Source organism: Oerskovia paurometabola (genome assembly GCF_016907365.1).
Taxonomy (GTDB): Bacteria; Actinomycetota; Actinomycetes; order Actinomycetales; family Cellulomonadaceae; genus Oerskovia; species Oerskovia paurometabola.
The window spans coordinates 1,918,392-1,930,910 of record NZ_JAFBBV010000001.1 but is presented as its reverse complement, the minus strand read 5'-3'; the positions used below and the strand labels follow the sequence as shown (position 1 = coordinate 1,930,910).

Here is a 12,519-nt window from a genome sequence, read left to right as displayed (position 1 = left end):
CCTGGGCGCTCTCTCGTACGGGCCGGGCACCCCGGCGCGCGACCGCGGGGCGCGCTCAGCGAGCGGGCAGCCGGACGACCGTGACGAAGAAGTCGTCGATCTGACGCACGACGTCGATGAACCGGTCGAAGTCGACCGGCTTGGTCACGTAGGCGTTGGCGTGCAGCGAGTACGACCGCACGACGTCCTCCTCGGCCTCCGACGTCGTCAGCACGACCACCGGGATCTGCCGCAGCGCAGGGTCGGACTTGAGCTCGCCGAGCACCTCGCGACCGTCCATGCGCGGCAGGTTCAGGTCGGGCGTCGGGGCGTCGGCGTACTCCCCCTCCTTGCGCAGGAACGCCATCGCGCTCACGCCGTCGCTGACGACCGAGAGACGGTTGGTGACCTTGTGGTCCTCGAAGGCCTCACGCGTCATGAGCACGTCACCGGGGTCGTCCTCGACCAGCAGGACGTCGATCACCTTGTGCCCGTTGCTCATGTCGTCCACCGCGCCGTTCCTCGTCGTCGGGCCCCGGTCCTCCGGAGCCACGCCGTGAGCCTAGTCGACGCGAGACGTCCGGGCGCGGCTGCGCGCGCCGACGGGCGAGCGACGCGGTCGGTCCTCACCCCGCCGACGGCGCGGACGGGGCGGCCCCGACCGGGTCGTACTGGTGCGCGATCGTGAACCGGACCGTCGTGCCGCCTCCCGGGGTCTGCTCGATCCAGATCCTGCCCCCGTGGTACTCGACGATCCGCTTGCACAGTGCCAGACCGATCCCGGTCCCCTCGTAGACGTCCTTGGGGTGCAGGCGCTGGAAGATCACGAAGACCCGTTCCGCGTACTGCGCGTCGATGCCGATGCCGTTGTCGGACACCGCGAACTCCCAGGCGGTGTCGAGCGAGCGGACCGCGACGTGCACCACGGGGGGACGCTCGGGGTCCCGGAACTTGATCGCGTTGCCGACGAGGTTGACGAAGAGCTGTTCGAGCAGCGCCCGCTCCCCGCGCACCGTGGGCAGGGGGTCGTGGGTCACGCTCGTGCCGGTCGTCGCGATCTTCTCCTCGAGGTCGGAGAGCACCACGGCGAAGGACTTCTCGAGGTCCACGGGCCCCCTCTCGGTCCCCGTGCGCCCGACGCGCGAGAAACCCAGCAGGTCCTGGATGAGGCGCTGCATGCGCTTCGCGCCGTCGACCGCGAACTCGATGTACTGGTCGGCGCGGTCGTCGAGCTGCCCCCCGTACCGCTTCTGCAGCAGCTGGGTGAACGACGCGACCTTGCGCAACGGCTCCTGCAGGTCGTGCGAGGCCACGTACGCGAACTGCTCCAGGTCGCGGTTGGAGCGCGCCAGCTCCTGCGCCTGCGCCGCGAGCATCTCGTGCGAGTGCTCGACCTCCTCGTGCGACGAGCGGATCTCCGCGACCTGGCTCACGAGCTCTCGGCGCATGTGCTCGACGTCGACCGCGAGCGCCCCGATCTCTCCCGGTGCCTGGACGGCGACGGGTTGGCGCAGGTTCCCGTCGCTCACGACGCGGACCTGGTGGGCGAGCGTCGTGACGGGGTCGGTGATCCAGCGCTTGAGCACGCTCCAGAGGAACCCCCCGACGAGGATCGCGGCGACGACGAGCACGACGACCGAGCCGAACAGCACCTGCGTCCAGATCTCGAGGGATCGGACCTTCTCCTCCCGGACCTCGCGCAGCACCGAGATGTACTCCCGCGTCGCGGTGCGGGCCTGCTCGAAGAGTCGGGCACCCTCGAGCCGTTCGTCGGTCGTGACCGCGTCCGGGCCGTCCTGCCGCACCTTCTCGACCATCGGTACCGCGTACCCGGACGACCAGTCCTGGACGGCTCGGGTCGCGTGGTCGAGCGCCGTCGCGACCTGCGGCGACCTCGTGACGCGCTCGGCCGTGAGGTCGTCGTGGATCGCGCCGGCTCCTTCGTTCTCGAGCGAGCGTTCGAAGGCCTCGAGGCTCAGGGCGGTACGCGTGGCCAGGTAGCCCCGGACCGAGGACTCGGCGTCGATCAGGGTCACGTACGCGCTGTCGGCCTGCGTGACGGCGGTGAAGTACGGGTTCGTGACCTCGTCCTGGTAGCGCACGACGTTGACCAGGGCGACGACCGAGAGGCAGACCACCGCGAGGAGGATCGCGGCGGCGAGCGCGAGGAGCCGGCCGAGCCGGCGCCGCAGCGACGGACCCGAGGGAGGTTCGGTGGTGGTCGCCTCGTCCCGCGCCTCGGGCGCGGGCCCCTCGGGCGCGGGCCCGTCGGGCGCGGGCCCCTCGGGCGCGGGCCCGTCGGGCGCGGGCCTCTCCGGTGCCGGAGCGTCGAGGGGCGCGGTCCCGGGCGCGTCGACCGGTCCGGTCGAGGTCGGTCCGCTCACTGCGACCACTCGTCGGAGTCGGCGAGCGTCGCGGTCCGCTCGCCCCGCGTGTCCTGGTCCGGGCCGCCCCATCCGATCACGAGCACCGCGGCATCGTCCGCGAGGGGCCCGCCGTGCAGGGTTCGCACCCGTCGGAAGAGCCTCTCGACGAGTCCCTCCCCGCCGTGCGCGAGCTCGGTGTCGACGGCCGCGACGAGACCGTGGACGCCGAGGCGTTCCCGACGCCCGGGCGTGCCCCCGACGGGGGGCGCGTCGGTCCCCGCGCCCGTGGTGGCCTGTGCGTCCTCGGCGAGGGTCGCCTCGATCAGGCCGTCGGTGTAGAGCATGAGCGCCCAGGGAGCCTCGAGCGGGACGCGCTCGGCGCGCCACCCGCCCGTGACGGGGATGCCGAGCGCCCGGCCGCGCGAGGTCGTCGGAAGCTCCGTGCAGGAGTCCTGCAGGAGCAGCGGGGACATGTGTCCCGCGAGGAAGAGGTCCACGCCGGTGCGGTCCGGCGAGATGACGACCTGGCAGAGGGTCACGAAGACCTCGGGCCTGGCTCGCTCGGGGATCAGGACCCGTTCGACGAGGGGAAGGATCTCGGCAGGGTCGACGTCCGACAGGACGAGGGTGCGCCACGCGGTGCGCAGGGTCGCGCCGAGCGCCGCCTCGTCCGGGCCGTGCCCCGCGACGTCCCCGATCAGGCACAGGACCCGTCCGTCGGGGCGCTCCACGGCGTCGTAGAAGTCTCCGCCCAGCAGGCCGTTGCCGCCGGGGATGTAGCCCACCATCACGGCGATCGACTCGTCGGTCACGAGCGGCTTGGGCAGCAGGGCGTGCTCGAGCCGGGCGGTCTCGGCCGCGCGCACCTCGCTGCGGTAGAGCGCGCGCTGCTGCTCCTTGGAGCGACGGCGCTGGACGGCGTAGCGGACCGAGCGCCCCAGGAGGTCGCCGTCCACCTCTCCCTTGACCAGGTAGTCGTCCGCGCCCGCCGCGACGGCCTGGACCCCGAGGTCGATCCCGGTGTGCCCGGTGAGCACGACCAGCGCGGGCGGGTCCTGACGGGACTGGAGCCGCTCGACGGCGGAGAGCCCGACGGCGTCCGGGAGACCGAGGTCGAGCAGGACGCAGTGCACGTCGTGCAGGCGCAGCATCTCGAGGGCCACGTCGAGGCTCCGTGCGCGGTGCAGCTCGACCTTGACCCGGGCGTCGTCGAGGAGCTCTTCGACGAGGATCGCGTCCCCGTCGTCGTCCTCGACCAGCAGGACGCGCAGGAGGTCCTCCGGGGACAGGACACCCGGAGCCCCTCCCTCCGGACGGGGCGACAAGGGCTCAGTCACCACGACGCGCGCCTCCGACAGTCGCCATGGTTCCCGATCGTAGAGGACGCGGGCGTCTCGTGCTGGGAGGCGGGGTCCCCGCCGCACGGTCCCGGGCGTCGCGGGAGAGCGTGTCCACGCACGACGTCGATGGCGACCGGGGCGCCCTGGATCGGCAATAATGGACGGCTGCGTCGCGGGGTGCGCGAGCGGACCGCGAGGGACGAGACGACAGGACGGAACAGCGTGCGCGAGACGAGCGACCGGACGAGCGGGGCGCCGACCACCGACGAGCAGGTCCGGCCGGAGCGGGACGCCCCGACGCCGGACCGTCGGCACGAGATCAGCAGGGAGCAGGTCGTCGTCGACACGCTCTACGCCCGTCTCGACGAGCTGCGTGCCTCGACCCGCTCACGGCTCGCCGGCGTGCGCCGGTCGGGCCCCTCGGGTTCTCCGCAGAACCGCAGCGAGCGCGACGCCTTCGCGACCCTCTACGAGGACCGGCTCGCCCAGCTCGAGGCGGTCGAGGACCGGCTCGCGTTCGGTCGTCTCGACCTGGACGACGGCGCGACCCGGTACGTCGGGCGCATCGGCCTGTCCGACGAGGACCACGCGTCGATCCTCACGGACTGGCGCGCACCTGCCGCGCAGTCGTTCTACCGCGCGACGGCGGCCCACCCGGACGGCGTTCGTCGCCGTCGCCACCTCGTGACCAAGGGGCGCTCGGTCACGGGCGTCGAGGACGAGGTCCTCGACCTCTCCTCGGGCGCCGCGGCCGACTCGAACCTCTCGGGCGAGGGCGCGCTGCTCGCGGCCATGGCGGCCGGGCGCACGAGCCGCATGGGCGACATCGTCGCCACGATCCAGGCCGAGCAGGACGCGATCATCCGCTCGGAGCTCGCCGGGGCGCTCGTGGTCCAGGGCGGCCCCGGGACGGGCAAGACGGCCGTGGCGCTGCACCGGGCGGCCTACCTGCTGTACGCCCACCGCCGCCTGCTCGAACGCTCGGGCGTGCTCCTCGTCGGGCCGAGCCTGTCCTTCCTGCACTACATCGACCAGGTCCTGCCCTCGCTCGGTGAGACGGGCGTCGTGAGCACGACCATCTCCGAGCTCCTGCCGGGGCTCGTCGCGGACGGGGAGGAGTCGCCCGAGGTCGCCCGGATCAAGGGGCGCGCGTCGTGGGCCAAGGTCGTGCAGCGCGCGGTCCGCGCACGCCAGCGCGTGCCCGCCGCGGACCAGCACCTGCGTATCGACGGCCACGATCTCGTGATCCGCCGCTCCGACGTGCGCGACGCGATCGCGAAGGCCCACCGCACGCACAAGCCGCACAACCTCGCGCGCGTCCCGTTCGTGCGCGAGATGCTGGGTCGGCTCGCGGACCAGTACCTCGCGGAGCTCGGCGGGCCGGTCGCGCCCGAGGAGCGGGCCGAGGTGATCGACGACCTGCGGCGCCAGCGAGAGATCCGGATCGCGCTCAACCTCGCCTGGATGCCCCTGACGCCCGAACGCCTGATCGAGGACCTGTTCGTCAAGCCGCACCGCCTCGCCGAGGCCGCGCCCGACATGTCGCGCGCGGACCGTGCGGCGCTGGTGCGCCCCAAGGGCTCCCCGTGGACCCCGGCGGACGTGCCGCTCCTCGACGAGGCCGCGGAGCTCCTGGGCGAGGACGACCAGGCCGCGCGCGCCCAGGCCAAGGCCGAGGCGGCCGAACGGGCGGCCAGCCTCGACTACGCACGGCAGGTCCTCGAGTCGTCCGGTGCCGGCGGCGGGATCGTCGGTGCGGAGATCCTCGCCGACCGGTTCGCCGGGGGCGGTTCTCGCCTGACCACGGCCGAGCGCGCGGCCCAGGACCGCACGTGGACCTACGCGCACGTCGTGGTCGACGAGGCGCAGGAGCTGTCCGCGATGGCGTGGCGGGCCCTGGTGCGGCGCTGCCCCACCCGGTCGATGACCATCGTCGGCGACGTCGCCCAGACGTCCTCGCTCGCGGGAGCACGGTCGTGGGCGAGCATGCTCGACCCGTTGCTGCGCAGCTCGTGGCGCCTCGCGACCCTCACGGTCAACTACCGCACACCCACGCAGATCGCCGACACCGCACAGCGGTTCGCCGCGGCCCACCGTCTCCCGACGTCCTCGCTCACCTCGGCACGCGACGTCCCGGGGGCGCTCGTCCTGTCCCCCGTAGCGGGCGGGGAGGACCCGCTGGCCGAGGTGGCCGCCCGGGTCCGGTCGGCCCTGGCGGAGTTCGTCGGGCCCGACGGCGCAGGCCGGGTCGCGGTCGTCGCGCCGGCGCACCGGCTGACGGACGTGCGCGAGCACCTGACCCGCGTCCACCTGACCGACCCGTTGCTCACCGGCTCCGCGGCCGAGGTCGAGGGCGCCCTGGGAGCCGCGCTCACGGTCCTGAGCCCGACCCAGGCCAAGGGGCTCGAGTTCGATGCGGTCGTCCTGCTGGAGCCCGCCGACGTCCTCGCGGCGACCTCCGGGGCGTCCGAGCTCTACGTCGCGATGACCCGCCCGACGCAGCGGCTCGTGGTGGTGCACTCACGCCCCCTCCCCCAGGGCTTCGCCGACTGACCGGAGGAGATCGCGTCGTCCGAGGGACAAGACTCGTTTGGTGCTCGCACCAACTCGGCGCACCATAGACACGTGCTACGCGCCCTCCTCCTTGAAAACCTGCACCCCCTCGCCACCTCGATCCTCGAGTCCGCCGGTATCGACGTGACCGTGCGCACCGGGGCCATGGACGAGTCCGAGCTGATCGAGGCCCTCGAGGGTGTGAACATCCTCGGTATCCGGTCCAAGACCAACGTCACGGCCCGCGTGATCGAGTCCTCCCCGGACCTGATCGCGATCGGCGCGTTCTGCATCGGGACCAACCAGATCGACCTCAAGGCCGCGGCGTCGCACGGCGTCGCGACCTTCAACGCGCCGTTCTCGAACACGCGCTCGGTCGTCGAGATCGCGCTCGCCGAGATCATCGCGCTGACCCGCCGCCTGACCGAGCGCGACCGCGCGCTGCACGAGGGCATCTGGGACAAGTCCGCCGAGGGCGCCCACGAGGTCCGCGGCCGCACCCTGGGCATCATCGGGTACGGCAACATCGGCACGCAGCTCTCGGTGGTCGCCGAGGCGCTGGGCATGTCGGTCGTCTTCTACGACACGGCCGAGAAGCTCGCCCTGGGCAACGCGCGCCGCATGGACAGCCTCGACGAGCTCCTCGAGACGGCCGACGTCGTCACGCTCCACGTCGACGGGCGCGGTGGCAACGCCGGCCTGTTCGGCGAGAAGCAGCTCTCGCGCATGCGCCAGGGCTCGATCCTGCTCAATCTCTCGCGCGGCTTCGTCGTCGACACCGTCGCGCTGCGCGAGGCGATCCTCTCCGGGCACCTGTCGGGCGCAGCCATCGACGTGTTCCCCGAGGAGCCCAAGAAGCGCGGCGACCACTTCGACTCGGAGCTGCGCGGCCTGCCGAACGTCATCCTCACCCCGCACATCGGCGGCTCGACCGAGGAGGCGCAGGAGTCCATCGGCCAGTTCGTCGCCGGGAAGCTCCGCGACTACCTCGCGACCGGGTCGACGACCCTCAGCGTCAACATGCCGAACCTCGCGCTCGAGCAGAGCACGGGCGTCAGCCGGATCGCCCACCTGCACCGCAACACCCCGGGCGTGCTCGCGGCCGTGAACGCGGTCCTCGCCGAGCACGGCACGAACATCGAGGGCCAGATGCTCGCGACGCGTGGCGAGCTCGGCTACGTGGTGACCGACGTCGGCGCAGAGCTCCTGCCCGCGGCCATCGACGAGCTGCAGGCCATGGACGCGACCGTCAAGCTGCGCGTGCTGTCCTGACCGCATCCCGCACGACATGAGGAAGGGGACCAGCCCGCCGGGCTGGTCCCCTTCCTCATGTCGTGCAGGTGCGGGGGAACCTCGCAGGTTCCCGGCCGCCACTCAGCCGGACTTGCGGCGGAACGTGCGCTGCACAGGTCCGACGGTCTCCGACCCGTGGACGGAGCCCGTGTTCGAGCCGCCGTCCGCAGTGCGGTGGCTCGCGGCGTTCTTACGGTCGAGCGCCTCGCGGAACTTCGCCTTGGCGTCCTCGCTGGGCGTGGTCGCGGGTGTCTCGTCCTTGGACGTCGTCATCGGCGGGCCTCCTTCTCTCGGTGGATCAGGCGCGCCGTCGGGCGCTCCCGTGCCCCAGCCTGTCGCACCCGGCGAGGTAACGCCAGCGAATACCACCGGGTACGGTCGAGACATGTCGCACAAAGCGCCGGAGCCGGGCTCCGGGATGCCCTTCGCCCGTGCCGGACGCTCCGGCCTCGTCCTGCCCCGCCTCTCCCTCGGCCTCTGGCAGAACTTCGGGGAGCCGACGCCCTTCTCCGCGCAGCGCGAGCTGGTCCTGCACGCCCACGAGCGGGGGGTCGTGCACTTCGACCTCGCGAACAACTACGGGCCGCCGCCCGGGTCCGCAGAGGCTGCCTTCGGGCGCCTGCTGGCCTCGGATCTCCGAGGGCATCGCGACGAGCTCCTGATCTCGACCAAGGCGGGCTACCGCATGGGGCCAGGGCCCTACGGCGAGGGCGGTTCGCGCAAGTACCTGCTGTCGTCGCTCGACGCGTCGCTGCGCCGACTCGGCACCGACCACGTGGACGTCTTCTACTCCCACCGGTTCGATCCCACCACGCCGCTCGAGGAGACGATCGGTGCACTCGCCACGGCGGTGTCCTCGGGCCGGGCCACGTACGCGGCCGTCTCCTCGTACTCGGCGAGGCGTACGACCGAGGCCCTCGCGGTCGCCGACGACCTCGGCCTGCCCCTGGTGCTGCACCAGCCGTCGTACTCGATGCTGAACCGGTGGATCGAGGTGCCCGACGCGAGCGGACGCAGCCTGCTCGACGTCGCCGGCGACTCGGGCACCGGACTGATCGTCTTCTCGCCGCTGGCCCAGGGCATGCTCTCGGACCGGTACCTCGACGGCGTACCGTCCGACTCGCGCGCGGCTCGCTCGGCGTCGCTGCGGCCCGAGCACCTCGCCCCGGAGAACCTGGCCCGGATCCGCGCGCTGCGCGACGTCGCGGCCGGCCGCGGTGAGCCGCTCGCCCGGACGGCGGTCGCCTGGACGCTGCGCGACCCGCGTGTCACGTCGGTCCTCGTCGGGGCCCGGACCACGGCGCAGGTCGACGACAACCTCTCGGCCCTCGACGCGCCGCCCTTCACGACCGACGAGCTCACGGCGATCGACGCCGTGACGACCGAGCTCACGCCCGACGGGAGCCGTCGACCTCTGGACACCGGCATCAACATCTGGGCGGCGCGCTCGAGCGACCTCTAGCAGGGCCCTCGCGACCGCTTGCTGGTCCCGAGCGAGGGATCAGGCGCGATCCGGGACCACGTCGGCCGCAGGCTCGTCGTCCGACGCGCCGGCCTCGGACCCGGCACCGCCGAACGCCGCCTCGCGCTCCTCACGCTCGGCCCGGAGGGAGTTGATCGCCGACTCGAAGTCCTCGAGCGAGTCGAACGCCTGGTAGACGCTCGCGAACCGCAGGTAGGCGACCTCGTCGAGCTCCCGCAGGGGACCGAGGATGGCCAGCCCGATCTCGTACGCGTCCAGCTCCGCGCTACCACCGGCCCGGAGCGACTCCTCGACCTTCTGCGCGAGGACCGCCAGGTCGTCCTCGTTGACCGGACGCCCTTGGCAGGCCTTGCGCACGCCGGTCACGATCTTCTCCCGGCTGAACGGCTCGGTCACTCCAGAGCGCTTGACGACCGACAGGCTCGCCGTCTCGATCGTCGTGAAGCGGCGGTTGCAGGCAGGGCACTGTCTGCGACGACGGATCGAGGCACCGTCGTCGGAGGTCCGCGAGTCGACGACCCGGGAGTCCGCGTGCCGACAGAACGGACAGTGCATGAGGCGGTACTCCTGTGGGTCTGCGCGAGTGCTCCGTGGCGGTCGCCACGGACGGTGCGTCCCGAACCTATGTCTCGACCCTGACGAGGCGCAAGACGCCCCGCCACGACGAGACAGCGCGACGCGTTCCACACGCCGGTCAGCACACATGAGAACGGAGGTGGCCGATGATCGGCCACCTCCGTCGGGACGCCCCCGTCCCCATCTCACGTTCGCGACTCGCCTCGCGAACGTCGACGCAACTGCGGAGACGCGCTGGCGCGCCTCCTCCTCACCGACCGACCCCCCAGCCGGGTTGGTGAGGCAGCACTAACTTAGGGGAACCTAATGCGATTGCGCAAGCCCTCCGGGCACGGGTCCTCACAGCGAGGGCAGAATCACCCCGGGCCGAAGGGCTGCCGACGCCTGAGCGGCACGGAACCCTCGACCGGTCAGCGCGCGAAGTTGGGGTCGACCGGCAGCAGGAGCTGCTGCCCGACCTGGAGCCCGGTCGACGAGAGGTTGTTGAGCTCGGCGAGCTCCGCCATCACGTCTCGCACGTCCCGGCCGCCCGATGCCAGGGCGGACGCGTGCTGCCACAAGGTCTCCCCCGCCTCGACGACGTGGATCCGGACCTCGACCGGCTCGCCGGGGCCGGACGCCACCGCACGGGCGCCCCACAGGGCCCCGAGGGCGAGGACCGTCGCGACGAGCAGTACCAGGACGACACGGCCTCGCGTGGTCAGCCGCAGCGGAGCCTCGGCCTGCCCCTGAGGACGACGCTCGACACGCCACCCGTCCGTCGCGCCCATCGCGGTGATCGCACTCATAGCCACTCCTTCGTCCGTGGCGCCCGAACCGCCTTCCCCGGTCGGTTCGAACACCTGTTCGTCGAACATCTGTACGATTTCTATCACCGTCGGGCGCCGATGTCGAGACATGCTCGAACATGTGTTTGATTCGTGTCGCCGCGTGACCTACGCTGTTCGAGTACTGGTCGTCCGATATGTCGGACGCCTGGGGGTGGGACGTCCCGCCCCCGGGCTGACGAGATCGCCGCGGCCACGCTCAGGAGCCGGTGCCGCTCGCGGCGCCCCTCCGCAGGACAGGGACCGAGACGGCCGAGCAGGGCGGAGACGACGATGGCGGGACGGGTGGCCGACACCACGGGCAGGCTCGCGAAGGTGCACGAGCTGCCCGACGGCACGACGGGCGGGGACGGTCTCACACCGCGCCAGCGGCTCGTGCTCGAGACGATCCGCGCGTCGGTCGACCAGCGGGGCTACCCGCCGAGCATGCGCGAGATCGGCGAGGCCGTCGGCCTGACGAGCCCGTCGAGCGTCAAGCACCAGCTCACGACGCTCGAGCGCAAGGGCTACCTGCGTCGCGACCCCAACCGCCCCCGCGCGATCGAGGTCGTCCAGCACGACGACGCGCGGTCCATCGCAGCGCTTCCCGGCAGCGCGTTCCCGCGCGTCGAGGGCATCGACACGACCGAGGACTCACCCGAGCGCCCCACGCCGTCGTACGTCCCCGTCGTGGGACGCATCGCCGCCGGTGGTCCCATCCTGGCCGAGCAGGTCGTCGAGGACGTGTTCCCCCTCCCCCGCCAGCTCGTCGGCGACGGCGAGCTCTTCCTGCTGCGCGTGGCCGGTGACTCGATGATCGACGCCGCGATCTGCGACGGCGACTGGGTCGTGGTCCGTCGCCAGCCCGTCGCCGAGAACGGCGAGATCGTCGCCGCGATGATCGACGGCGAGGCGACCGTCAAGACGTTCAAGCGCATCGACAAGCACGTGTGGCTCATGCCGCACAACGCGGCGTACCGGCCCATCTCGGGGGACGACGCCCAGATCCTCGGCCGGGTCGTCTCGGTCCTGCGGAGCCTCTGAGCACAGCGTCCCGCCGGCCCCCAGGGACCGGCGCTCAGCACGACGAAGGGGACGGCCCGGTGGGCCGTCCCCTTCGTCGTGCCCGGCGCCCGTCACGGGCACCGAGGGGACGACTACAGTCCGAAGCTCTTGGCGACGGCGCGCACCGAGTCCGCGGACGCCCGGAGGCCCGCGAGCTCGTGGTCCGACAGCGGGACCTCGATCCGCTCACCGCAGCCACGCCGCTCGAGCAGCGAGGGGACGGAGAGGCAGACGTCGCTGATCCCGTGGAAGTCCTCGAGGAGCGAGGACACCGGCAGGACCCGGTGCTCGTCGTCGAGGACGGCCTCGATGATGCGGGTCGCGGCGAGCGCGACGGCGTAGTTCGTGGCGCCCTTGCCCTCGATGATGCGGTAGGCCGACTGCACGACCTCGTGCGCGATGTCCTCGCGCACCTCGGCCGTGAGCGGTCCCCGGCCCTTGAGCCCCTGCCACTCGAGCAGCGGCACCCCGCTGATCGTCGCCGAGCTCCAGAGCGGGATCTCGCTGTCCCCGTGCTCTCCGGCGATGTACGCGTGCACGTTCTGGACCGCGACGCCGCAGTGCTGCGCGACGAGGAACCGCAGCCTCGAGGAGTCCAGGACCGTGCCGCTCCCGAAGAGCTGGTTCGGCGGCAGTCCCGAGTACTTGAGGGCCGCGTACGTGACCACGTCGACCGGGTTGGTCACCATGATGTAGACGGCGTTGGGCGCCACCTCGACGAGGCCGGGCAGGATCTTGCGCACGAGGGAGATCGTCGCCTCGGCGAGGTCCAGCCGTGTCTGCCCGGGCTTCTGCTTGGCCCCGGCGGTGAAGACCACGACGTCCGCGTCGGAGCACACCGCCACGTCGTCGGAGCCCTCGACCTTGGCCATGGGCATGAACTGGATGCCGTGCTGGAGGTCGAGGACCTCGGCCTCGACCTTGGTCCGGTTGATGTCGAGCAGGCTCACGGTGTGAGCGGCTCCACGCATGAGCGCCGCGTAGGCGAGGGTCGATCCGACGGAACCTGCGCCGACGATCGCGAGCTTGGTGGTACGGGCGGGCACTGTGCCTCCTGG

11 protein-coding genes are annotated in these 12,519 nt (G+C 72.1%); 4 read left to right on the top strand and 7 right to left on the bottom strand.

Annotation, left to right across the window (positions count from 1 at the left end):
* Nucleotides 1-55: 55 nt before the first annotated feature.
* From JOD48_RS08630 to JOD48_RS08620, 3 genes are all read right to left on the bottom strand, one after another.
* Nucleotides 56-481, bottom strand: coding sequence for a response regulator (locus tag JOD48_RS08630; protein WP_204810480.1), 426 nt, complete (start codon nt 479-481; stop codon nt 56-58).
* A 124-nt stretch (nt 482-605) separates the two neighbouring features.
* A complete protein-coding gene (locus JOD48_RS08625) occupies nt 606-2,363 on the bottom strand; it encodes a sensor histidine kinase (RefSeq protein ID WP_307824052.1) in 1,758 nt (585 codons plus the stop codon).
* Nucleotides 2,360-3,685: a PP2C family protein-serine/threonine phosphatase gene (locus JOD48_RS08620; protein ID WP_307824051.1), complete on the bottom strand. Its 1,326-nt coding sequence runs from the start codon at nt 3,683-3,685 to the stop codon at nt 2,360-2,362. The genes JOD48_RS08625 and JOD48_RS08620 overlap by 4 nt, the downstream gene beginning before the upstream one ends.
* 318 nt (nt 3,686-4,003) lie before the next feature.
* Between JOD48_RS08620 and JOD48_RS08615 the strand changes: the two genes are divergently transcribed.
* Nucleotides 4,004-6,238: a HelD family protein gene (locus tag JOD48_RS08615; RefSeq protein WP_191790734.1), complete on the top strand. Its 2,235-nt coding sequence runs from the start codon at nt 4,004-4,006 to the stop codon at nt 6,236-6,238.
* A 72-nt stretch (nt 6,239-6,310) separates the two neighbouring features.
* The gene (serA, locus tag JOD48_RS08610) at nt 6,311-7,510 is read left to right on the top strand and encodes a phosphoglycerate dehydrogenase (RefSeq protein WP_191790652.1); all 1,200 of its coding nucleotides are present in this window, start codon (nt 6,311-6,313) and stop codon (nt 7,508-7,510) included.
* A 102-nt stretch (nt 7,511-7,612) separates the two neighbouring features.
* On the opposite strand, the gene JOD48_RS08605 is transcribed toward serA, so the two are convergent.
* The gene (locus JOD48_RS08605; RefSeq protein WP_191790651.1) at nt 7,613-7,804 is read right to left on the bottom strand and encodes a DUF5302 domain-containing protein; all 192 of its coding nucleotides are present in this window, start codon (nt 7,802-7,804) and stop codon (nt 7,613-7,615) included.
* A gap of 112 nt (nt 7,805-7,916) precedes the next feature.
* Between JOD48_RS08605 and JOD48_RS08600 the strand changes: the two genes are divergently transcribed.
* Nucleotides 7,917-8,993, top strand: a complete 1,077-nt coding sequence (locus tag JOD48_RS08600; RefSeq protein ID WP_204808580.1) for an aldo/keto reductase — start codon at nt 7,917-7,919, stop codon at nt 8,991-8,993.
* A gap of 39 nt (nt 8,994-9,032) precedes the next feature.
* Here JOD48_RS08600 and nrdR read toward each other — a convergent pair whose 3' ends face one another.
* Both nrdR and JOD48_RS08590 read right to left on the bottom strand, forming a co-directional pair.
* Nucleotides 9,033-9,569, bottom strand: coding sequence for a transcriptional regulator NrdR (gene nrdR, locus JOD48_RS08595; RefSeq protein WP_204808578.1), 537 nt, complete (start codon nt 9,567-9,569; stop codon nt 9,033-9,035).
* Between the two features lie 431 nt (nt 9,570-10,000).
* Nucleotides 10,001-10,378 (bottom strand): LysM peptidoglycan-binding domain-containing protein, encoded by a 378-nt coding sequence (locus tag JOD48_RS08590; RefSeq protein WP_204808576.1) that lies wholly within the window; start codon nt 10,376-10,378, stop codon nt 10,001-10,003.
* Nucleotides 10,379-10,690: 312 nt separating this feature from the next.
* On the opposite strand from JOD48_RS08590, the gene lexA reads away from it, so the two are divergent.
* Entirely contained in the window at nt 10,691-11,440 is a 750-nt protein-coding gene (lexA, locus tag JOD48_RS08585; protein ID WP_191790647.1) for a transcriptional repressor LexA, read from the top strand.
* A 113-nt stretch (nt 11,441-11,553) separates the two neighbouring features.
* Here lexA and JOD48_RS08580 read toward each other — a convergent pair whose 3' ends face one another.
* Nucleotides 11,554-12,507 (bottom strand): L-lactate dehydrogenase, encoded by a 954-nt coding sequence (locus JOD48_RS08580; protein WP_307824050.1) that lies wholly within the window; start codon nt 12,505-12,507, stop codon nt 11,554-11,556.
* Nucleotides 12,508-12,519 lie beyond the last annotated feature (12 nt).

Excerpts from the sequence above, each read along its gene's own strand:
- JOD48_RS08630 (WP_204810480.1), bottom strand. The coding sequence starts at position 481 with ATGAGCAACGGGCACAAGGTGATCGACGTCCTGCTGGTCGAGGACGAC.
- JOD48_RS08605 (WP_191790651.1), bottom strand. The coding sequence starts at position 7,804 with ATGACGACGTCCAAGGACGAGACACCCGCGACCACGCCCAGCGAGGAC.
- JOD48_RS08600 (WP_204808580.1), top strand. The coding sequence starts at position 7,917 with ATGTCGCACAAAGCGCCGGAGCCGGGCTCCGGGATGCCCTTCGCCCGT.
- nrdR (WP_204808578.1), bottom strand. The coding sequence starts at position 9,569 with ATGCACTGTCCGTTCTGTCGGCACGCGGACTCCCGGGTCGTCGACTCG.
- JOD48_RS08590 (WP_204808576.1), bottom strand. The coding sequence starts at position 10,378 with ATGAGTGCGATCACCGCGATGGGCGCGACGGACGGGTGGCGTGTCGAG.
- lexA (WP_191790647.1), top strand. The coding sequence starts at position 10,691 with ATGGCGGGACGGGTGGCCGACACCACGGGCAGGCTCGCGAAGGTGCAC.